General features: G+C 67.2%; 18 protein-coding genes. 10 read left to right on the top strand and 8 right to left on the bottom strand.

All coding sequences use genetic code 11. From position 1 onward, the window contains the following. The first annotated feature begins 54 nt into the window (after positions 1–54). Complete coding sequence (locus tag PM1_RS15635; protein WP_009621797.1) at positions 55–489, top strand: carboxymuconolactone decarboxylase family protein; 435 nt, start codon at positions 55–57, stop codon at positions 487–489. Positions 490–747: 258 nt separating this feature from the next. Further along, entirely contained in the window at positions 748–2085 is a 1338-nt protein-coding gene (locus PM1_RS15630) for a sigma-54 dependent transcriptional regulator (protein ID WP_009621799.1), read from the top strand. Positions 2086–2139: 54 nt separating this feature from the next. Here the strand turns inward: PM1_RS15630 and PM1_RS15625 are convergent, their stop codons facing one another. The 6 genes from PM1_RS15625 to PM1_RS15600 all read right to left on the bottom strand — a co-directional run bounded on the left by PM1_RS15625 (position 2140) and on the right by PM1_RS15600 (position 7084). Beyond that, entirely contained in the window at positions 2140–3399 is a 1260-nt protein-coding gene (locus PM1_RS15625; protein ID WP_009621802.1) for a hypothetical protein, read from the bottom strand. A gap of 55 nt (positions 3400–3454) precedes the next feature. Continuing rightward, positions 3455–4189, bottom strand: a complete 735-nt coding sequence (locus PM1_RS15620) for a hypothetical protein (RefSeq protein ID WP_009621804.1) — start codon at positions 4187–4189, stop codon at positions 3455–3457. 43 nt (positions 4190–4232) lie between these two features. Beyond that, positions 4233–4913 (bottom strand): C39 family peptidase, encoded by a 681-nt coding sequence (locus PM1_RS15615; protein ID WP_009621806.1) that lies wholly within the window; start codon positions 4911–4913, stop codon positions 4233–4235. A gap of 75 nt (positions 4914–4988) precedes the next feature. Continuing rightward, positions 4989–6008 (bottom strand): hypothetical protein, encoded by a 1020-nt coding sequence (locus PM1_RS15610; RefSeq protein ID WP_009621808.1) that lies wholly within the window; start codon positions 6006–6008, stop codon positions 4989–4991. 52 nt (positions 6009–6060) lie between these two features. Then, the gene (locus PM1_RS15605) at positions 6061–6636 is read right to left on the bottom strand and encodes a hypothetical protein (RefSeq protein ID WP_009621810.1); all 576 of its coding nucleotides are present in this window, start codon (positions 6634–6636) and stop codon (positions 6061–6063) included. A 1-nt stretch (position 6637) separates the two neighbouring features. Continuing rightward, positions 6638–7084 (bottom strand): hypothetical protein, encoded by a 447-nt coding sequence (locus PM1_RS15600; RefSeq protein ID WP_009621812.1) that lies wholly within the window; start codon positions 7082–7084, stop codon positions 6638–6640. 604 nt (positions 7085–7688) lie between these two features. Here PM1_RS15600 and PM1_RS15595 point away from each other — a divergent pair. Both PM1_RS15595 and PM1_RS15590 read left to right on the top strand, forming a co-directional pair. Beyond that, positions 7689–8519, top strand: coding sequence for an undecaprenyl-diphosphate phosphatase (locus PM1_RS15595; RefSeq protein ID WP_009621814.1), 831 nt, complete (start codon positions 7689–7691; stop codon positions 8517–8519). 16 nt (positions 8520–8535) lie between these two features. Next, positions 8536–9222, top strand: a complete 687-nt coding sequence (locus PM1_RS15590) for a DUF1294 domain-containing protein (protein WP_043273017.1) — start codon at positions 8536–8538, stop codon at positions 9220–9222. Positions 9223–9228: 6 nt separating this feature from the next. On the opposite strand, the gene PM1_RS15585 is transcribed toward PM1_RS15590, so the two are convergent. Next, positions 9229–10134, bottom strand: a complete 906-nt coding sequence (locus PM1_RS15585; protein WP_009621818.1) for a LysR substrate-binding domain-containing protein — start codon at positions 10132–10134, stop codon at positions 9229–9231. Positions 10135–10248: 114 nt separating this feature from the next. On the opposite strand from PM1_RS15585, the gene PM1_RS15580 reads away from it, so the two are divergent. Continuing rightward, positions 10249–10857, top strand: coding sequence for an FMN-dependent NADH-azoreductase (locus PM1_RS15580; protein ID WP_009621819.1), 609 nt, complete (start codon positions 10249–10251; stop codon positions 10855–10857). A gap of 51 nt (positions 10858–10908) precedes the next feature. On the opposite strand, the gene PM1_RS15575 is transcribed toward PM1_RS15580, so the two are convergent. Further along, complete coding sequence (locus PM1_RS15575) at positions 10909–11382, bottom strand: thermonuclease family protein (protein ID WP_009621820.1); 474 nt, start codon at positions 11380–11382, stop codon at positions 10909–10911. A gap of 600 nt (positions 11383–11982) precedes the next feature. On the opposite strand from PM1_RS15575, the gene tpx reads away from it, so the two are divergent. The 5 genes from tpx (at position 11983) to PM1_RS15550 (ending at position 21830) form a co-directional block, all read left to right on the top strand. Then, positions 11983–12483: a thiol peroxidase gene (gene tpx, locus PM1_RS15570; RefSeq protein ID WP_009621821.1), complete on the top strand. Its 501-nt coding sequence runs from the start codon at positions 11983–11985 to the stop codon at positions 12481–12483. A 320-nt stretch (positions 12484–12803) separates the two neighbouring features. Beyond that, positions 12804–14114, top strand: a complete 1311-nt coding sequence (locus PM1_RS15565; RefSeq protein WP_024128895.1) for an MdtA/MuxA family multidrug efflux RND transporter periplasmic adaptor subunit — start codon at positions 12804–12806, stop codon at positions 14112–14114. Further along, positions 14111–17236 (top strand): MdtB/MuxB family multidrug efflux RND transporter permease subunit, encoded by a 3126-nt coding sequence (locus PM1_RS15560; RefSeq protein WP_009621823.1) that lies wholly within the window; start codon positions 14111–14113, stop codon positions 17234–17236. The genes PM1_RS15565 and PM1_RS15560 overlap by 4 nt, the downstream gene beginning before the upstream one ends. Next, the gene (locus PM1_RS15555; RefSeq protein ID WP_009621824.1) at positions 17236–20346 is read left to right on the top strand and encodes a multidrug efflux RND transporter permease subunit; all 3111 of its coding nucleotides are present in this window, start codon (positions 17236–17238) and stop codon (positions 20344–20346) included. The genes PM1_RS15560 and PM1_RS15555 overlap by 1 nt, the downstream gene beginning before the upstream one ends. Then, positions 20343–21830, top strand: coding sequence for an efflux transporter outer membrane subunit (locus PM1_RS15550; RefSeq protein WP_009621826.1), 1488 nt, complete (start codon positions 20343–20345; stop codon positions 21828–21830). The genes PM1_RS15555 and PM1_RS15550 overlap by 4 nt, the downstream gene beginning before the upstream one ends. The last annotated feature ends 35 nt before the right edge of the window (positions 21831–21865 follow it).

The raw sequence follows: 21865 nt of genomic DNA, 5'->3' as shown, positions 1-21865 counted from the left end.
CGGCGGCTAAGGTATCTGCATTCCCGCAACCGGCGGGCCCCACTGGAGAGAGACATGAGTGCACGTATCGAATGGGCCGGGCAGTCCCCCAGCGCCTACAAGGCCATGCTCGGGCTGGAGCAGGCGCTGGCGAAGTCCGGCCTGGACCATGGCCTGCTGGAGCTGATCCGCCTGCGCGCCTCGCAGATCAACGGCTGCGCCTACTGCGTGAACATGCACGCCGACGACGCGCGCAAGGCCGGCGAGAGCGAGGCGCGCCTGCAGACCCTAAGCGTCTGGCGCGAGACCAACTTCTTCAGCGCCCGCGAGCGCGCCGTGCTGGCCTGGGTGGAAAGCCTCACCCTGCTGGCCGAGAAGCACGCCCCGCAGGCGCAGTTCGACGCCCTGCGCGAACACTTCAACGACACCGAGATCGTCGACCTGACCCTGGCCATCGCCACCATCAACGCCTGGAACCGCTTCGGCGTCGGCATGGCCATGGTGCCCTGAACAGCCGGCTGCGGGCCCTCGTCACCCGGAAAAGACGATTTTCCGACGCGAGGTGAGTGGAAAGGGCATGAAGGAGGGCTTTCCCAGAGGCTTTCGGCATAAGTCAATAGGCCGGAACGGGCTGCTGAGATCGTTTCGGCATCGGCCTTATAGGAAAACGGTCAATGGGCGCGTCAAGATATTGCTAGCTTTACAACTTGGAGCGCCAAGTTTCTGTTTTATAAAGTTTTTCAAAAAAATGGCGCCAAGGAAGGGAGCATGCTCGAAGTAGCGTCGAAACGGCGTCGCCTGCTGGTGGTCGATCCCTGCGATGACTGCCAGCGATTATTGCCCGGGCTCCGGGCAGCAGGGTGGGAGGTAGACAGTTGCGGGCTCGACGTGGCGAGCGAACGCAACTGCGACGTCGGCCTGCTGCGTCTGCATCCGCAACACCTGGAGCGCCCGGAGTCGGTGAAGGACCTCATCACCCGCAGCGGCACCGAGTGGATCGCGGTGCTCAGCCCGGACGCGTTGCCCATCCAGGAGGTGGGCGATTTCGTCTGCGAATGGTTCTTCGATTTCCATACCCTGCCGTTCGACGTGGCGCGGGTGCAGGTCACCCTCGGCCGCGCCTTCGGCATGGCGCGCCTGCGCGGGCGCGGCGGCACCTACCACAGCCTGGAGCACCAGCACGAGCTGCTCGGCGAGAGCCGCTCGATGCAGGAGCTGCGCCGCCTGCTGGCGAAGTTCGCGCCCACCGAGTCGCCGGTGCTGATCCGCGGCGAGAGCGGCACCGGCAAGGAGCTGGTGGCGCGTACCCTGCACCGCCAGTCGCGGCGGGCCAACCGGCCGTTCATCGCGATCAACTGCGGGGCCATTCCCGAGCATCTGATCCAGTCCGAGCTGTTCGGACACGAGAAGGGCGCCTTCACCGGCGCGCACCAGCGCAAGATCGGCCGCTTCGAGCAGGCCAACGGCGGCACCCTGTTCCTCGACGAGATCGGCGACCTGCCCCTGGAACTGCAGGCCAACCTGCTGCGGGTGCTGCAGGAGAAGCAGATCGAGCGCGTCGGCGGCAGCCAGCCCATCGCCGTGGACGTGCGGGTGCTGGCGGCCACCCACCTGGACCTGGAGAACGCCATCCGCACCGGCAGCTTCCGCGAGGACTTGTACTACCGTCTGAACGTGCTGCAGGTGTCGACCCTGCCGCTGCGCGAGCGCAATGGCGACCTGGCGCTGCTGGCCAACCACTTCGCCCACCTCTATAGCGTCGAGACCGGCCGCCGCCCGCGGCGCTTCAGCGACGACGCCCTGGCGGCGATGGCCGAACACGCCTGGCCGGGCAACGTGCGCGAGCTGGCCAACCGCGTGCGCCGTGGCCTGGTGCTGGCCGAAGGCAGGCAGATCGAGGCCCGCGACCTGGGCCTGGAGCGCCAGCGCGGCGGCTCCGGCAAGGTGCCGCTGGTGACCCTGGAGGAGTACAAGCTGGGCGCCGAGCGCCAGGCCATGTGCGACGCCCTGGCCCGCCACGGCGACAACCTGAGCCTGGCGGCGCGCATGCTGGGCATCTCGCGGCCGACCTTCTACCGCCTGCTGCACAAACACCAGCTGCGCTGAGCGAAGCGCAGCAACGACAACGGCCCCGAAAGGGGCCGTTGTCGTATGCGGGGTTCAGAAGTAGTAGGGGAATTTGACGCTGAAGCTGAAGTCCGGGGCATCGGGGCTGATGCCGATGGACAGGTTCGGCACTATGGTCAGGTTGTTGCTCCAGGCGTAGGTCAGGCCCCAGTTGAAGTAGGCCGCGTTGGCGTCGCTGTCGGTGATCGACTGCCAGTCGCCGCCGTCGGGCTTGAGCTTGCTCTTCTGCGAGATCAGGTCGGAGAAGGAGAACGACATGCTGGTCCTTTCGTTCAGCGCGAAGGCCACGCCGGCGCCGACCTGGAACCAGTCGCCCAGGTCCACCTTGCCGCCGAGCTTGGTGCCCTGCTGCGGGCTGATGTCGCTGAAGTCGCGCTCGAAGTTGTGGGTGTAGCTCAGGCTGGCGAAGAGCACCGCCGGGTCGACGGTCTTGACCAGCGAGATGCCCGGTGTGACGGACCAGACGCCGTTGCCGGTGGGCAGGTCGTCGGGCACGTTGAGGCTGTCGTTGTCCGGCGCGCGGACCAGCTTGATGCCGTAGGGGTCCTTGCCGGTGGGGGCTTTCACCCGCAGGCTGAACACCGCGTCCGGACGCGATTCGGTCTCGTCCATGAACTTGTAGGCGATGCCGAAGTTGACGTCGCCCAGGGTCGGGTCGCGGTCGACCTTCTCGTCGGTGGACTGCGCGGTGGAGTTGCCGGCGCCGGCCGAGGAGTAGGTGCTCTCGCGGTAGACCACGGGCACGTTGATGTCGAACTGCCAACGGTTGTTCCAGTTGTAGCGGCCGGTCAGGTCCAGGGTCCAGTTGTCGGCCTTGATGTTGTCCACGCCGATGTTGCCCAGGAAGATGGTGTCCAGCGCCAGGAAGCCGTTGAGGATCAGCTGCTTGGTGTCGTAGTGGGTGTAGGTCAGGCCCGTCTCGAAGCTGAAGGCGCCGTTGCCGAAGAAGCCGCTGGCCTCGTCGTAGAGGTTCTCCACGCTCTTGGGCGGGTTGTTGCTGTCGTCCTTGAGCGATTCGCCGTAGGAGCTTCCGGTGCCCGGCGGCGTCGGCTTGTTGGTGGCAGTGACCAGGCGCTTGGGCTGCGCCGGGGTCGCCGCCGGCTGTTCCTCTACCTGGCGAACCCGCTGCTCGAGCACCATGAGCGCTTTCTGTTGCGACTCGTAGCGTTGCTTGAGCTCGATGAGTTCCTGTTTCAGAGCCTCCACCTCGGCCTCCGTCGCAGCATGGACGAAGGTCGAGGGGAGCAAAGCGGATACACAGATTGCAGTGCGAAGCGTGAGCGATCGGTGCATGGCGCGCTATCCCTATCTTTATCGTTTGGGCACTACTTCCGCCACTGAGCGTAGATCACATTCCCATGGATCGCAGGCCCTTGAGCTGGTCGAGATTGCAATCCAGCGCTCCGACGGAAGGTGCGTTGTTACGCAGGACCACGTTCAGCTGGGTGAGGTTGTTGACCAGGTTGCTGCTACCCAGCAGGTTGGTGGCCTGCACCAGGCCGCCGGCCCCCAGTTGCTGGAGGCTCGAGCCTTGGCCGTTGGCGTTGATCGCCAACTGGATGTTCCCGTTGCCGGGGGACACGGTGACGGTGCCGGCGCCGTTGCTGGCGCTGACCGGGCCGTTCAGGGGCGTGCCCTGGTTGCTTGCGGCGGGCGCCTGGTCGGCTTCGCTCACGTTGATGCCGACATTGTTGTAGGCGGTGTTGTAGTCACCCGCCGAGCGTGCGCTCTGGGTGACGCCCTGGGTCTGGTTGAGCCCCGCGCCACCGACGATGCTGCCGGTCGCGGCCGAGGGTGTGCCGCCGTTGCCGGTTTCCTTGGTGGTGGTGACGTAGAACTGCGGTTTGATGGTGGATTCCTGGATCTGCATGCTCACCTTGGCGCCGATGTTGTCGCCGACGGCGTTTTTCCAGGTACTGCTCATGACGATGCCGAAGCTGATGATGCGCCCGGGCATGACGTAGCGGCCGCGCAATTGGGCCAGCTCCTGGTCGTGCAGCTCGATCGGCCGGAAAATCTCGGAGGCCTGGATCGGCAGGCTGGCCACCAGGCAGGCGGTGGCGAGCAGCGGAATGGTTCTCATCGTTCGCTCCCCGAGAGGATCCCACCTCTCGTTATCGTTTGGCTCACAGGAAGTCGCTCTGGATGAATCCGAAATCCATGAGCTCCGCGTCCTTGACGGGGCGGAAGGTATCGAGGCGGTTCTTCGCGGTCAGGGGTTCCGGCGGGCTCATCAGGGCGTTGGCCCTGTCGTAGCCGGGGCCGATGATGGCGAAGATGATGCCGTTCCAGCCCTTGAGAAAATCTTCTTCCGTGTAGCGCTTGTGGCCGAGCACGGGGTCGCCCACGTAGACGTGGCCGTTGTGCGTGCGCTGCAGCACGACGAAATGCTTGTAGCCGCGCACGTCCAGCAGCACGATCACCGGAATGGTCAGCTTCTCCAGGGAGGAGACCGGGATGCGGTAGCCGCGGGCCCGCATGCCGATGCTTTCCAGGTAGGTCTTCATGTCCAGCATGGAGAAGCCCTGGGTACGCACCAGTTGGGGGTCGGCCTTGACCAGCATGCCGCGGATGACGAACTCCTCGTCGACGTCGAGGTTGTAGCCGGTGCGCAGGATGGTGGCCAGTGCGGCGGCGCCGCAGCTGAAGTCGGTCTTCTGCTCCACCAGGTTGCTGAAGCGACGTTCGCGGATGCTCTCCACATGCTTATAGGCCAGCGTGCCCCCGGGCAGTATGGCGAAGGGCAGCTGCGCGGCCTGGAGCAGGCCGGAGCAGAGTGCGAGGAGCAGGAAAGCGAGCGTGCGCATGATCGTGACGCCTATGCCAGCGCTGAGAAAGGGGAGGCTCCGTTGCCGGAGCCTCCAGGTACAGCACGATGTCGCTTAGAAGCCAGTGACTGCGCCAGTGCTTACGCAAGCCTGGCAACCGGCGGCGATGGACAGCGAGTTGCTCTGTTGGTTGCCGACGCCGGCAGCAACGTTCACGCCTACGTTACCCGACACGCCGTTGAGCGAGCTGTTGATGGACGCGTTGTTCACGACCGGGTCCTTCCAGCCGCTGGGAACCAGGACCTGATAGGTAGCCTGGCCACGCAGATCGATGGAGCCCGACTCGCTGAAGTACAGCGGATCCTTGTCCACTTTGTTGCGGTCGTTGTCTTTGTAGTCGTGATGACCACCTTTTTCCGGGTCATCCAGCACTACGCCCGAGCCATGGCCCTGATAGGTGCCATGAGCGTAGAAGCTGGACTTGAGGGTCTTGGTGTCGAAGGTGGCGATGCCCAGGTTGGCTACGTTGTTGCCGCTGGAGGTCTGGCTGGCGCCGCTGTTGGCACCGGCCAGGCGCCCACCGGAAACGGCGGCGGCCATGTCGTTTTTCTGTTGGTTGTAGTTGCCGGCGGCGATGTTGATGCCGACGTTGCCCGAGGCGCCGTTGGCCGAGTTGTTCAGAGCGGCGTTGTTGGCGGTGGAGAAGTTCCAGGCAGTGTTGTTGGTGTTGGTCTGGGTCACCGAAGTGGACGCGTAGGCGGAGCCGAAGATGAAGTGTTCATCCGCGGTGGCCAGCGCGGCGGCATTGGCCTGCTGGTTCATGTCGCCAGCGGCGACGTTGGCCCCGACGTTGCCCGAAGCGCCACCCAGGGAGTTGCTGACACCTGCGGTGTTCTTGGTCCCCTGGTTGATGACGTTGTTGTCGTAGCTGTTCTGGCTATCGGTAACGGTAGCGCTGGCGCCGGCCTGAATCCGCGGGTCCTTGTACGGATCGTACTGCTGTTGGCCGTGATGGTTGTCGTGGTCATGGCCGTGGCGACGGTCACGATCATGGTCATTGCCTGCGTAAACACTTACAGCCATGACTGCCGTAACAGCGAAAACCAGAGGCTTGAGGGCCATTGTAGGTTTCATGGTGTATCTCCTTGCATTTAGTGTGCTTAGTGTTTCTGGTTGTTGGCGTGGGTCAATCTGCGACCCGGATGCTCAAGGTATTGGCAATGCGATTGCCGATACCGGCACTCTGGCTCACCTGGACCACCCCCCGGCTGCCGGCGAATGCCTGGTCGCTGGTGACGACCTGCCGACTGCCCATGGTGGAACCGGCTGGGCCGGAGTTCTGGGACAACGTGATGTTCTGCTGCGACAGCACGTTGTCGTCGACGCTCTGAGGCACCGCGGTGACGCTGATGCTCATGGCGTTGACCTGTTGGTTGGCGGTACCGGCGGCCTGGTTCACGCCCAGGGCGCCGCTGCCGTTGGAGAACGAGTTGCCGGTGATCGAGGCCTTGGCGGCCTGGCTCGGGTCGGCGGTGGTGATGACGGTCTGCTGGAACCGGGTGCTGGCGCCGCCGCTGGTGCCGATGGCGATGGCGCGGCCGTTGGCCTGTTGCTGTTCGTCGCCGGCGGCCTGGTTGACGCTGGCCACGCCGTTGTAGCCGCGCCCGGCGTTGTCGATGCTGGCGTTGTTCACCAGCTGCGGGTCGGCGGCGAAGGCGCTGGAGCAGCAGAGCAGGGCGAGAAGGGGCAGGCGTGCTTTCATGTCAGCGATCTCCCGTCAGCATGCGCAGCGGCGACAGGCCCTGCTGCACGGTGCGATTGACCGAGTTGGAGATGCCGGCGCCACTGCCGCCGCCGCCACCCAGGCTGCCGGACTGCAGCGTCTGGTTGACGCCATTGTCCATGCCCACCAGGTTGCCGCCCGGGAGAATCCGCTGGGACAGGCTCGAGCCGCTGGTGACGCGGGCGAACTCGGTGTCATCCAGTTCGGCGTTGCCGACCTGGCGGTTGATCTGGGCGGAGATGTTCGGATTGACGGTGATCGGATTCGGATCGGGCACCATGGTCGGGCGGGTGGCGACCCGTGGCTGTACGGTGCGCTGGATGACGATGGTGCCGTCACCTGCTTGGACCGTCGGCGGCAACGCAGCAGCGGTCATGCAGGCGAGGGAGGCGAGCAGTCCGACGATCCTTGAGTCGATGTTCCCCATGATGGCGATCCCTTCTGGTGCGCTGTGCCCTAAACAGCAGTACCGGGATGGAGCAGAAGCCGTGCCGCTTTTGCTTATCGCTTGAAATTCATGGGCTTACGAATTGCTGTCAGAAACCTCTGAGAGAAACCTGTTTCGCCGTTGAGACAGAAGGGCGGGTGGCCATCCCCACCAAAAGTGGGGCAAGTCCTCTGGAATGGGGCTTTGCGTGCAGGCGTATCAGCGTTGAAACAGTTTTTCGTGATGCCATCGTTGTTTGCGTCATTCCTGAGGCTGAGCACTCTCGGGCTGTTTCAGGGCTGATACATGATGGCCACTCAGAGGGGCTTTTGGTACGAATGTGCACTTTTCATTTCAAGGGCTTAGCGAAGGGAATGCGAGTGTTAAGGGAATGATCGCGAGCGCTGCCTGTCTCATTCCACCGCCTGTTCGCGGCCAGGGCCGGAGGGTGGATTGCGCAGATGCGAGAAATTTTCGTTACACGCTGACCCGCGGCACTGCAATGCAGTAGCATGCCCAGCCTTTCGTCGGGCCCACCAGCGGGGCCGGATGGCTGCACACAAAACAGAAGAAACACGAAAAATGCGCCTTCGGGGGAAGCAGTATGGAGTTTTGGAATGCCTTTCAGGCGTTCGTCCTGGGAGTGGTCGAGGGGCTGACCGAGTTCCTGCCGGTGTCCAGCACCGGGCACCAGATCATAGTCGCCGACCTGCTGGGCTTCGTCGGTGAGCGGGCCCAGGCCTTCAACATCATCATCCAGCTGGCCGCCATCCTGGCGGTGGTCTGGGAGTTCCGCGGCAAAATCCTCGAGGTCATCTGCGGCCTGCCCAGCCAGCCTCGCGCACAGCGTTTCACCGTCAACCTGCTGGTCGCCTTCTTCCCCGCCGTGGTGCTGGGCGTGGCCTTCGCCGACCTGATCCACCACTACCTGTTCAACCCCATCACGGTGGCGGCTGCGCTGGTGGTCGGCGGGGTGGTCATGCTCTGGGCCGAGAAGCGCGAGCATCGCATCCGCGCCGAGAGCGTCGACGACATGACCTGGAAGGACGCCCTGAAGGTCGGTTGCGCCCAGTGCCTGGCGCTGGTCCCCGGCACCTCGCGCTCCGGCGCCACCATCATCGGCGGCCTGCTGTTCGGCCTGTCGCGCAAGGCAGCCACGGAGTTCTCCTTCTTCCTGGCCATGCCGACCATGGTCGGCGCCGCCGTCTATTCCGGCTACAAGTACCGCGACCTGTTCCAGCCCAGCGACCTGCCGGTGTTCGCCGTGGGCTTCGTCACCTCCTTCATCTTCGCCATGATCGCCGTGCGCGGACTGCTGAAGTTCATCGCCAACCACAGCTACGCGATGTTCGCCTGGTACCGCATCGGCTTCGGCCTGCTGATCCTGGCGACCTGGCAGTTCAGCCTGATCGACTGGAGCAGTGCCGCTCCCTGAGGCCGCGCGGATGAACATGGAAAAGGACGGCGTCATCAGCCGCTGGGACGACGACAAGGGCTTCGGCTTCATCCGCCCGCGCGCCGGCGGCGAGGAATTCTTCCTGCACATCTCGGCATTCCGCGGCGACCGCCGGCCCCAGGCCGGCGATGCGGTGCGCTTCGTCGCAGGTTCCGATCGCCAGGGCCGCCCGCGCGCCGAACATGCGCGCCTGGCCGGGCTGGCCGTGGACCTGCCCGAGATCCGCCGCAAGCCGGCGGCGCCTGCGACCCGCGCCAAGGTCCGCAGCGGCCGGCAGATCGCCGAGCCGTCCCGGCCGAACGGCTGGGGCAGGGCGCTGGGCTGGCTCGCCGCCTTGCTGCTGTTGCCTGCGGTTGGCGCCGGCCGCCTGCTGCTCGCCGGCGCCGCGCCCTGGTGGCTGCTGGCCTACCCGCTGTTCAGCCTGGTCGCCTTCTTCGCCTACTGGCGCGACAAGCGCAGCGCCGAGCAGGGCGCCTGGCGCACGCCGGAACAGACCCTGCACCTGCTGGAACTGCTGGGCGGCTGGCCGGGCGCCTTCCTGGCCCAGCGCCTGCTGCGCCACAAGACGCGCAAGCCCAGCTACCAGTTGGTGTTCTGGGCGATAGTGCTGCTGCACCAGGTGTTCTGGCTGGACCGCCTGCTCGGTGGCGTGCTGCTGGCGCGGGTACTGCCGGCGTTCTGAGCCGCCTTACAGCGGTTCGTCGCTGCGGCCGAAGCCCTCGGCCAGGTAATCGATCAGCGCCCGCACCGCCGGCAGCAGGCCGCGCCGGTGCGGGTACACCGCCTGGATAAAGGCCGCCGGTTCCTGCCAGTCGGGCAGCACCCGCACCAGTTGGCCGCTGGCCAGTTCTTCCAGGCAGTAATAGAGGGGCAGGGTGGTGATGCCCAGGCCGGCCAGCGCCACGTTCTTGCGCAGGTTGAAGTCTTCCGCCGCCAGGCGCGCTTCCAGGGCCAGTTCACGGACTGCGCCGCCGGGGCCGTGCAACTGCAGGTGCACCTTGCGGTCGTTGCCGATGGCGCCCAGCACCGGCAGCCCGGCCAGGTCGTCCGGGCCCTGCAACCGGCGGCCGCGCAGCAGCTCCGGCGCGGCCACCAGCACCGCAGCGGCCGGGCGCAGGCGGCGGGTGACCAGCGACGGGTCCTCGTCGCTGGGGGCGCGCACGCGCAGCGCCACGTCCACGCCTTCGTTGACCAGGTCGACGCGCCTGTTGGTCAGCAGCAGCTCCAGGTTGACCTGCGGATAGCTGGCGAGAAAGCCCGGCAGCATGGCGTTGAGCGACGTCTCGGCCATCGCCACCGGGCAGGACAGGCGCACCCGCCCGCGGGGCTCGGCGCTGAGCTGGGCGACCACCTCGTCGGCCATCTCCGCCTCCACCAGCATCGCCTGGCAGTGCCGGTAGTAGCGCTCGCCGATGTCGGTGAGCGCCAGCTTGCGCGTGGTGCGCTGCAGCAAGCGCGCGTTCAGGCGCGCCTCCAGCTCGGCGACGCGCCGCGACAACCGCGACTTCGGCAGCCCCAGTTCGCGGCCCGCGGCGGCGAAGCCACCGGCTTCCACCACCTTGGCGAAATAGAAGAGATCGTTGAGGTCCTGCATGGGATTGTCCTGCTGGTGGGACGATTCATCGCATTTTTGCCGACTTATCGCTCATTGGCTACATGCGTAGCATCCGTCCCATCGCTTCCTACCCCCATTCACAGGAGCCACCCCATGAAACTTCTGCACATCGATTCCAGCATCCTCGGCGACGCCTCCGCCTCCCGCCAGCTCAGCCAGGAAGTGGTCCAGGCCTGGGCCGCCGCCGAGCCGGGCGTACAGGTGACCTACCGTGACCTGGCCGCCGACGCCATCAGCCACCTGTCCGCCGCCAGCCTGGTCGCCGCCGGCACCCCGGCGGAACTGCGCGATGCCGCGCAGAAGCACGAAGCCGCCCTGGGCGAGAACAGCATCGAGGAGTTCCTCGCCGCCGACGCCATCGTCATAGGCGCGCCCATGTACAACTTCACCGTGCCCAGCCAGCTGAAGGCCTGGATCGACCGCATCGCCGTGGCCGGCAAGACCTTCCGCTACACCGAGAACGGCCCGCAGGGCCTGGCTGGCGGCAAGAAGGTGATCATCGTCTCCACCGCCGGCGGCCTGCACGCCGGCCAGCCGAGCGGCGCCGCCCACGAGGACTACCTGAAGCTGGTGCTGGGCTTCCTCGGCATCACCGACATCGAAGTGATCCGCGCCGAGGGCCTGGCCTACGGCGAGGAACCGCGCGCCAACGCCATCAAGGGCGCCCGCGCCGAGATCGCCTCGGCCTTCGCCAGCGCCTGATCCGCTGCGAGTAGAGCGACGAAGCCCCGGCAGTGCCGGGGCTTCGTGCTTTCAGGGCGTGCGCGCCGGCCGCCACAGGCCGACCTTGCGCGCCTTCGCTTCCTGTTCCTCGAAGTTGTACTGGGCGCGCTCTTCCTCGCCCTGGGGATCGTCCACCCGCCAGCGCGCCATGCCCACGGCAAGCTGCGCCCGGCCGACGTCCAGGGTATGGCCGCAGCCCGGACAGTCCGCGGGCTCCACCCATACGGCGGCGCTGAGCGCACCGGCAGCTTCCTCGCGCGGCAGCACCAGGGTGGCGCTGCGGCCCTCGGCCAGGCGCCGCAGGTTGTCCAGGGAAGCCTGGGCATAGGGTTCGCCGGCCCTGGGCGCCTCGATGCCGCGCAGACGCACATCGACGCTGCGCTCGGCCAGGCGGCAGGTCAGGCGATCGCCGCTGGCGACGGCGGTGACCTGGCAGGGGCCGTCGGACTGGGCGAGAGCGGGGAGGGAGAGGGCGAGGAGCAGGGCGGGATAAAGCGGTCGCATGGAGCCTCCTGAGGGTGTGGTTGCAGGATAGCGTCGCAATGGGGCTGTGTCGTCGGATGGTCCGGTGCGGCTGGTGGGGTGATCGCGGACAGAGTCCGCTCCTGCCGCATGAGTGAGCATGGCTTTTCGTAGGATGGTGTTGAGCGAAGCGATACCCATCAGCGCAACCGCATGGGTTTCGCAAGCTCAACCCATCCTACGAAGAGCGCCCCGGTGCGGCCCGCAAGACAGTTGCTCCTACGACCGTGCTTTCCTGGAGCCGTTCGCCTGCGGTTTGCGCATTGTGGTTCAGGGAGCCTGGTGATTGCGCTTCATGCCGAACGGTTCCCTCTCCCGCTTGCGGGGGAGGGTTAGGGAGGGGGAGCGGAGTAGAGGTTTGGCAGAGTGTGTGGGCGAAGTCCGTTGCCCTCTCCCGGAGGGAGAGGGGGCTGTTCGGAGTGGGGGGAGAATCCTGAGTCATCCTGATACGCCTCACCTTACCCCGTCATTCCCGACAGATTCACTCGGACAAGTTCATGCTAGGATGACGCCCGGCCCCGAAATCCCCGGCCCCGCCGACCTCTCCGGCGGGGCCATCCCCTCGATAGAAGGAATACCGCAATGGCTCAAGTCACCCTCAAGGGCTCCCCGATCAACGTCGACGGCAAACTGCCGCAGAAAGGCGAAAAGGCCCCGGCCTTCAAGCTGGTCGGCGGCGACCTGGCCGACGTGACCCTGGAGAACTTCGCCGGCAAGCGCAAGGTGCTGAACATCTTCCCCAGCGTCGACACCCCCACCTGCGCCACCTCCGTGCGCAAGTTCAACGTCGAGGCCAGCAAACTGGCCAACACCGTGGTGCTGTGCATCTCCGCCGACCTGCCGTTCGCCCAGAAGCGCTTCTGCGGCGCCGAAGGCCTGGAGAACGTGGTCAACCTGTCGACCATGCGTGGCGCCGACTTCCTGGCCAACTACGGCGTGGCCATCGCCAGCGGCCCGCTGGCCGGCCTGGCCGCCCGTGCCGTAGTGGTGCTGGACGAGAACGACCAGGTGCTGCACAGCCAACTGGTCGGTGAGATCGCCGACGAGCCCGACTACGCCGCCGCCGTCGCCGCGCTGAGCTGATCGCCCGCCGCAGCCCCGGCTGCCGCAGGCCCCGGATGCCGCCCCGCCCAATGGCCGGGCGGCATCTTCGTTTTTGGCGTTGTGCGGGGAGCAGCAGCCCTGGCCCTGCTGCTGTGGCAACAGTTGCGGCGCAACCTCGCCCGGGCGCCGTAACTCTCGGTAAAACAAAGGTAAATAGCGGGTAAAGAGACTTTGCCCGGCGCCTTGCTGTGCTTATCGTTCGACCCTGAAGGTATAGAAGTGTGGGCGCCGCGTCGTGGATGCGGCGCTTTGCCTTGCGCCTCGTTATCATCCTAACCTTTGGCCGCCTGATGACCGCTATGACTCCAAGCAATGGAACGCCCTCGAAACTCCGCAAGCTGCGCCCCTGGCTGATCACCGCCGCCGTCTTCGCCGCCGTGGTGGGGCTGAGCATGTGGCTGCACAAGACCAGCTCGGCGCCGGAGCCCCAGGCCGGCGGCGGGCGCGGCGCTCGCGGGGCGGCCATGGCCGGGCGCGGGCCGGGCGGGCAGGGCGGCGGCACGGCCATCACCGTCAGCGTGGCGCCGGTGGCCAAGGGCGACCTGCCGGTGCACTACCACGCGCTGGGCACCGTCACCGCCTACAACACGGTGAACGTGCGGGCGCGGGTCAGCGGCCAGCTGGTCAAGGTGCCGTTCCAGGAAGGCCAGCAGGTCAAGGCCGGCGACGTCCTCGCGGTGATCGACCCGCGGCCCTTCCAGGCGGCGCTGGACCAGGCGGTGGGCACCCTGCAGCAGAACCAGGCGCAGCTGAAGAACGCGCAGATCGACCTGGCGCGCTACAAGGGGCTGTATGCCGAGGACTCCATTGCCAAGCAGACCCTCGACACCCAGGAAGCCCTGGTGCGCCAGTACGAAGGCACCCTGCGCACCAACCAGGGCCAGGTCGACGACGCCAAGCTCAACCTCGAGTTCACCCAGGTGCGCGCGCCCATCTCCGGCCGTGTCGGCCTGCGCCAGGTGGACGTCGGCAACCTGGTCACCTCCGGCGACACCACGCCGCTGGTGGTGATCACCCAGGTCAAGCCGATCTCCGTGGTGTTCAGCCTGCCGCAGCAGCAGCTGGGCACCGTCGCCCGCCAGCTGTCCGGCAGCCAGCCGGTGCCGGTGGAGGCGCTGGACCGCAACCAGAACCTGACCCTCGCCAGCGGCGTGCTCAAGACCCTCGACAACCAGATCGACACCACCACCGGCACGGTCAAGCTCAAGGCCGTCTTCGAGAACGCCGACCAGAAGCTGTTCCCCAACCAGTTCGTCAACGTGCGGCTGCTCGCCGAGACACTGCATGGCGTGCTGACCATCCCGGCCAACGCCGTGCAGCGCGGCAACGACGGCACCTACGTGTACATCGCCGACGCCGGGAACAAGGCCAAGCGCCAGCTGGTCAGCCTGGGCACCAGCGAGAACGAGCGGGTGGTCATCACCGAGGGCCTGAAGGAAGGCCAGCGCGTGGTGGTGGAAGGCACCGACCGCCTGCGCGACGGCACCCTCCTGCACATAGTCGCCAGCGACGAACAGGCCCGCGCCGCCGCCACCGAGGAGGGCGAGGCGGCCTCGCCGAAACCCTTCGGCTCGGGCTCCCCGGCCCAGGACAGCGGTAAGAGCGAATGAACCCGTCGCGCCTGTTCATCCTGCGGCCGGTCGCCACCACGCTGTTGATGGTGGCGATCCTGCTGTCGGGCATCATCGCCTACCGCTTCCTGCCGATCTCGGCGCTGCCGGAGGTGGACTACCCGACCATCCAGGTGGTCACCCTGTACCCCGGCGCCAGCCCGGACATCATGACCTCCTCGGTCACCGCGCCGCTGGAGAACCAGCTGGGGCAGATCCCCGGGCTCAACGAGATGTCCTCCACCAGCTCCGGCGGCGCCTCGGTGATCACCCTGCAGTTTAGCCTGCAGGTCGACCTGGACGTAGCCGAGCAGGAAGTGCAGGCGGCGATCAACACCGCGCAGAGCCTGCTGCCCAAGGACCTGCCCAACCAGCCGGTGTACAGCAAGGTCAACCCGGCCGACGCGCCCATCCTGACCCTGGCGGTGATGTCCCCGGACATGCCGCTGCCGAAGATCCAGGACCTGGTCGATACGCGCCTGGCGCAGAAAATCTCGCAGATCTCCGGCGTCGGCCTGGTCAGCATCAGCGGCGGCCAGCGCCCGGCCGTGCGCATCCGCGCCAACCCCGCGGCCCTGGCCGCCGCCGGGCTGAGCCTGGAAGACCTGCAGAGCACCATCACCAGCAACAACCTCAACGGGCCCAAGGGCAGCTTCGACGGCCCGACGCGCTCCTCGACCCTCGACGCCAACGACCAGCTCAAGTCCGCCGACGCCTACCGCGACCTGATCATCGCCTACAAGAACGGCTCGCCGCTGCGGGTGCGCGACGTCGCCAGCGTCGAGGACGATGCCGAGAACGTGCGCCTGGCCGCCTGGGCCAACGACACCCCGGCGGTGGTGCTGAACATCCAGCGCCAGCCGGGGGCCAACGTCATTGAGGTGGTGGACAGCGTCAAGAAGATGCTGCCGCAGCTGCAGGCGACCCTGCCGGGCAACCTGGAAGTCACGGTGCTCACCGACCGCACCACCACCATCCGCGCCTCGGTGGCCGACGTGCAGTTCGAGCTGTTCCTCGCCGTGTGCCTGGTAGTGATGGTCACCTTCCTGTTCCTGCGCAACCTCTCGGCCACCCTGATCCCCAGCTTCGCCGTGCCGCTGTCGCTGATCGGCACCTTCGGCGTCATGTACCTGGCCGGCTTCTCCATCAACAACCTGACGCTGATGGCGCTGACCATCGCCACCGGCTTCGTGGTGGACGACGCCATCGTCATGGTGGAGAACATCGCCCGCTACCTGGAGCAGGGCGACAGCCCCCTGGAAGCGGCGCTCAAGGGCTCCAGGCAGATCGGCTTCACCATCATCTCGTTGACCTTCTCGCTGATCGCCGTGCTCATCCCGCTGCTGTTCATGGGCGACGTGGCCGGGCGGCTGTTCCGCGAGTTCGCCGTGACCCTGGCGGTGGCCATCCTGATTTCCGGCTTCGTCTCCCTGACCCTCACGCCGATGCTCGCCGCCAAGCTGCTCAAGCACATCGAGCCGGAGCAGGAAGGCCGCTTCGCCCGCGCCGCCGGGCGCTTCATCGAACGCATGATCGAGCGCTACGCCGTCGCCCTGCGCGTGGTGCTGCGCCACCAGGGGCTGACCCTGCTGGTGGCCATCGGCACCCTGCTGCTGACCGCCGCGCTCTACCTGTTCATGCCCAAGGGCTTCTTCCCGGTACAGGACACCGGGGTGATCCAGGGCATCGCCGAGGCGCCGCAGTCGATCTCCTTCCAGGCCATGGCCAGCCGCCAGCAGGAACTGGCCAAGGTAGTCCTGGCCGACCCGGACGTGGAAAGCCTGTCGTCCTTCATCGGCGTCGACGGCAGCAACGCCACCCTCAACACCGGGCGCATGCTGATCAACCTCAAGCCCCACAGCGAGCGCGACCTCACCGCCAGCGAGGTGATCCGCCGCCTGCAGCCGAAGCTGGACAAGGTCGCCGGCATCAAGCTGTACCTGCAGCCGGTGCAGGACCTCACCATCGAGGACCGCATCGCCCGCACCCAGTACCAGTTCACCCTGCAGGACGCCGACCCCGAGGTGCTCGCCGAATGGGTGCCCAAGCTGGTCGAGCGCCTGCAGCAGCTGCCGCAACTGGCCGACGTGGCCAGCGACTGGCAGGACAAGGGCCTGCAGGCCTACATCGACATCGACCGCGACACCGCCTCGCGCCTGGGCGTGAGCCTGTCGAGCATCGACAGCGTGCTCTACAGCGCCTTCGGCCAGCGGCTGATCTCCACCATCTTCACCCAGGCCACCCAGTACCGCGTGGTGCTGGAGGTGGCGCCGGACTTCCAGCTCGGCCCGCAGTCGCTGGAGAACCTCTACGTGCCGGCCAGCGACGGCACCCAGGTGCGCCTGTCGAGCCTGGCGAAGGTGGAGGAGCGCCACACTCTGCTGGCGGTCAACCACATCGCCCAGTTCCCCTCGGCGACGCTGTCCTTCAACCTGGCCAAGGGCGTGGCCCTGGGCGAGGCGGTGCAGGCCATCCGCGACGTCGAGGCGCAGATGCAGATGCCGGCCAGCCTGGAAGGCAGCTTCCGCGGCGCCGCCGAGGCCTTCGAAGCGTCGCTGTCCAACACCCTGCTGCTGGTGCTGGCGTCCATCGTCACCATGTACATCGTGCTGGGCATCCTCTACGAGAGCTTCATCCACCCGATCACCATCCTCTCCACGCTGCCCTCGGCCGGCGTGGGCGCGCTGCTGGCGCTGATGCTGGCCGGGCAGGACATCGGCATCGTGGCGATCATCGGCATCATCCTGCTGATTGGCATCGTCAAGAAGAACGCGATCATGATGATCGACTTCGCCCTGGACGCCGAACGCAACGAGGGCAAGCCGCCCCATGAGGCCATCTACCAGGCCTGCCTGCTGCGCTTCCGGCCGATCCTGATGACCACCATGGCCGCGCTGCTGGGCGCGCTGCCGCTGATGCTCGCCGGCGGCGCCGGCGCCGAGCTGCGCCAGCCGCTGGGCGTGACCATGGTCGGCGGCCTGCTGCTGAGCCAGCTGCTGACGCTGTTCACCACCCCGGTGATCTACCTCTACTTCGACCGCCTGGCGCTGCGCTGGGCCGACTGGCGCAAGCGCCACGGGCTGGACGTGAACAGCCCCGACGAAGGCCTGGAGCAGGGCTGATGAACATCTCCCGCCCGTTCATCCTGCGGCCGGTGGCGACCTTGCTGCTGACCCTGGCGCTGCTGCTGGCCGGGGCGCTGTCCTTCGGCCTGCTGCCGGTGGCGCCGCTGCCCAACGTCGACTTCCCGACCATCGTGGTGCAGGCGGCGCTGCCCGGCGCCAGCCCGGAGACCATGGCCAGCACCGTGGCCACGCCGCTGGAGCGCTCGCTGGGGCGCATCGCCGGGGTCACCGACATGACCTCCACCAGCTCCTTGGGCAACACCACCGTCATCGTCCAGTTCGACCTGTCCAAGGACATCGACGGCGCCGCCCGCGAGGTGCAGTCGGCGATCAACGCGGCCATGAGCCTGCTGCCCACCGGCATGCCGAACAACCCGACGTACCGCAAGGCGAACCCGTCGGACCAGCCGATCATGATCCTCACCCTGACCTCGGACACCTACACCCGCGGGCAGATGTACGACCTGGCCTCGACCATCGTCTCGCCCAAGCTGTCCCAGGTGAAGGGCGTGGGCCAGGTGAGCATCGGCGGCTCCTCGCTGCCGGCGGTGCGGGTGGACGTCAACCCGGACCAGCTCAGCCACTACGGCATTTCCCTGGACACGGTGCGCACCGCCATCGACAACACCAACGCCACCGGGCCCAAGGGCGCCTTGGAGTTCGGCGAGCGGCACTGGCAGGTGGACGCCAACGACCAGCTGCGCAAGGCCAGCGAGTACGCGCCGCTGATCATCCACTACAACGCCGAGACCAACGCCGCGGTGCGCCTGCGCGACGTGGCCAAGGTCAGCGACTCGGTGGAGGACGTGCGCAATGCCGGCTTCTCCGACAACCTGCCGGCGGTGCTGCTGATCGTCACCCGCCAGCCCGGCGCCAACATCATCGAGGCCACCGACGCCATCCACGCGCAGCTGCCGATCATCCAGGACGTGCTCGGCCCGCAGGTCAAGCTCAGCGTCATGGATGACCGCAGCCCTTCGATCCGCTCCTCCCTGGAGGAGGCCGAGCTGACCCTGGTGATCTCGGTGCTGCTGGTGATCCTGGTGGTCTACCTGTTCCTGCGCAACGGCCGCGCCACGCTGATCCCCAGCCTGGCGGTGCCGGTGTCGCTGGTGGGCACCTTCGCCGTCATGTACCTGTGCGGCTTCTCGCTGAACAACCTGTCGCTGATGGCGCTGATCATCGCCACCGGCTTCGTGGTGGACGACGCCATCGTCGTGGTGGAGAACATCGCCCGGCGCATCGAGGAGGGCGACCACCCGATCCGGGCGGCCATCCGCGGCGCCCGCGAGGTGAGCTTCACGGTGCTGTCGATGACCCTCTCGCTGGTGGCGGTGTTCATCCCGCTGCTGCTCATGGGCGGCATCACCGGGCGGCTGTTCCGCGAGTTCTCGGTGACCCTGGCGGCGGCCATCCTGGTTTCGCTGGTGGTTTCCCTGACGCTCACGCCCATGCTCTGCGCGCGCTTGCTGCGCCGCGCCGAGCGGCCGCAGAAGGCATCGGTGGCGCGGCAGAGCAACCGCTACTTCGTTGCCTTCATGCTGCGCTACCGCGCCAGCCTCGCCTGGGCGCTGGAGCACTCGCGGCTGATGGTGGTGATCATGTTCGGCTGCATCGCGCTGAACCTCTACCTGTTCGCCATCGTGCCCAAGGGCTTCCTGCCGCAGCAGGACTCCGGGCGCCTGCGCGGCTTCGCGGTGGCCGACCAGAGCATTTCCTTCCAGGCCCTGGACAAGAAGATGGCGGAGTTCCGCAACATCCTCTCCCGGGACCCGGGGGTGGAGAACGTGGTCGGCTTCGTCGGCGGCGGCAGGTGGCAGTCGAGCAACACCGGCTCCTTCTTCGTCACCCTCAAGCCCATCACCGAGCGCGACTCCGCCGAGGCCATAGTCGCGCGGCTACGCAAGAAGCTGGCGGAAATCCCCGGCGCCAACCTCTACCTCACCGCCGGCCAGGACGTGCGCATCGGCGGTCGGCAGAGCAACGCGCAGTACGAGTTCACCCTGCGCAGCGACGACCTCACCCTGCTGCGCGACTGGGCGCCGAAGGTCGAGGCGGTGCTGAACAAGGTCCCGCAACTGGTGGACGTCAACAGCGACGCCCAGGACAAGGGCGTGCAGAGCCGCCTGGTGATCGACCGCGATCGCGCGGCCAGCCTCGGCATCGACGTGGCGGCGGTGGACGCGGTGCTGAACAATGCCTACGGCCAGCGCCAGGTGTCGACCATCTTCAACCCGCTGAACCAGTACCACGTGGTGATGGAGGTGGACCAGCCGTTCCAGCAGACCCCCGAAGAGCTGCGCCAGGTCTACGTGATCGGCGCCGACGGCCAGCAGGTGCCGCTGTCGGCCTTCACCCACGTGGAGCCCAGCCGCGCGCCGCTGGCGGTCAACCACCAGGGGCAGTTCGCCGCCACCACCTTCTCCTTCAACCTGGCTCCCGGCGCGCTCATCGGCCCGGCCCGCGACGCGGTGATGGCAGCCCTGGAGCCGCTGCACCTGCCGCTGGAGATCCAGGCCAGCTTCGAAGGCAACGCCGGCGCCGTGCAGGACACCCAGAACGACATGCCCTGGCTGATCCTGCTGGCGCTGGTGGCGGTCTACATCGTCCTGGGCATCCTCTACGAAAGCTACGTGCACCCGCTGACCATCCTCTCCACGCTGCCCTCGGCGGGGGTGGGCGCGCTGCTGACGCTGATGCTGTTCCGCACCGAGCTGTCGCTGATCGCGCTGATCGGGGTGATCCTGCTGATCGGCATCGTCAAGAAGAACGCCATCATGATGATCGACTTCGCCCTGGACGCCGAACGCACCCTCGGCCTGTCGCCGCGCGAAGCCATCCTCGAAGCCTGCATGAAGCGCTTCCGGCCGATCATGATGACCACCCTGGCTGCCATCCTCGGCGCGCTGCCGCTGATCTTCGGCATCGGCGGCGACGCCGCGCTGCGCCGCCCGCTGGGCATGACCATCGTCGGCGGCCTGATCGGCAGCCAGCTGCTCACCCTCTACACCACCCCCGTGGTCTACCTCTACCTCGACCGCCTGCGCCACTGGGTCAACCAGAAGCGCGGCGTGCGCACCGACGGCGCCCTGGAGACTCCGCTATGAACCGCCCGAACCCATCCCGCAGCCTGCTCGCCCTGGCGCTGTGCGCGGCGCTCGCCGGCTGCGCGGTCGGCCCCGACTACAAGCGCCCCGAGCTGAGCGTGCCGGCTGCCTTCAAGGAAGGCGAGGGCTGGCGCCAGGCGCAGCCGGCCGACCTGGCGGGCCACGGCCAGTGGTGGACGCTGTACGCCGACCCGGTGCTGGACGACCTGCAGCAGCGCCTGCTCAAGGCCAACCAGACCCTGGCGCAGTCCGAGGCCTCCTACCGCCAGGCCGCGGCCCTGGTGAAGGGCTCGCGCGCTTCCTTCTTCCCGACCATCAGCGCCGACGTCGGCAAGACCCGCTCCGGCCAGGGCGGCAGTGGCAGCGGCAGCGTGCGCCTGCCCGATGGCTCCACGGTCAGCAGTGGCGGCAGCGGCGGCATCAGCAACAGCTACAGCGCGAGCCTGGGCGTGAGCTGGGAACTGGACCTGTGGGGCAAGCTGCGCCGCCAGCTGGAAGCCGACACCGCCAGCCGCGACGCCAGCGCCGCGGACCTGGCTGCCTCGCGCCTGTCGCTGCAGTCGCAACTGGCGCAGAACTACCTGCAGCTGCGCGTCATGGACCAGCAGATCAAGCTGCTCAACGACACGGTCGAGGCCTACGAGCGCGCGCTCAAGCTGACCACCAACCAGTACAACGCCGGCATCGTCACCAAGGCCGACGTGGCCCAGGCGCGCACCCAGCTCAAGAGCACCGAGGCCCAGGCCATCGACCTCAAGTACCAGCGCGCGCAGCTGGAGCACGCCATCGCCGTGCTGGTGGGCCAGGCCCCGGCCAACTTCGGCCTGGCCGCCACCGGCCAGGTGCCGAAGCTGCCGGCGATCCCGGCGCTGGTGCCCTCGCAGCTGCTGGAGCGGCGCCCGGACATCGCCGCCGCCGAGCGCCAGGTGATCTCGGCCAACGCCAAGATCGGCGTGGCCAAGGCCGCCTGGTACCCGGACCTGACCCTCAGCGCCGCCGGCGGCTACCGCAGCGGCAGCTTCCACGACTGGATCGAGACGCCCAACCGCTACTGGTCCATCGGCCCGCAGTTCGCCATGACGCTGTTCGACGGCGGCCTGATTTCCTCCCAGGTGGAACAGGCCGAGGCCAGCTACGACCAGACCGTGGCCAGCTACCGCCAGACCGTGCTCGACGGCATGCGCGAGGTGGAGGACTACATGGTCCAGCTCAAGGTGCTGGAAGAGGAGAGCGGGGCGCAGAACGAAGCCCTGGACGCCGCCCGCGAAGCCCTGCGCCTGACCAGCAACCAGTACAAGGCCGGCACCGTGGACTACAACAGCGTGGTCACCACCCAGACCGCCGCGCTGTCCAACGAGCGCAACGTCCTGAGCCTCTACGGCAACCGCCTGGTGGCCAGCGTGCAACTGATAGCCGCCATGGGCGGCGGCTGGGACGCCGGCCAGATCGCCACCGAAGGCGAGAAGGCGGCCAAGGCCGATTGACCCCGCCCCTCTCCGTAGGGCGCATAACGCCTACG

Origin of the sequence: Pseudomonas sp. M1 (assembly GCF_022760135.1) — a bacterium.
Lineage (GTDB): Bacteria > Pseudomonadota > Gammaproteobacteria > Pseudomonadales > Pseudomonadaceae > Pseudomonas > Pseudomonas citronellolis.
The sequence above is the reverse complement of the archived record's forward strand: the minus strand, read 5'-3'. Positions and strand labels throughout refer to the sequence as shown.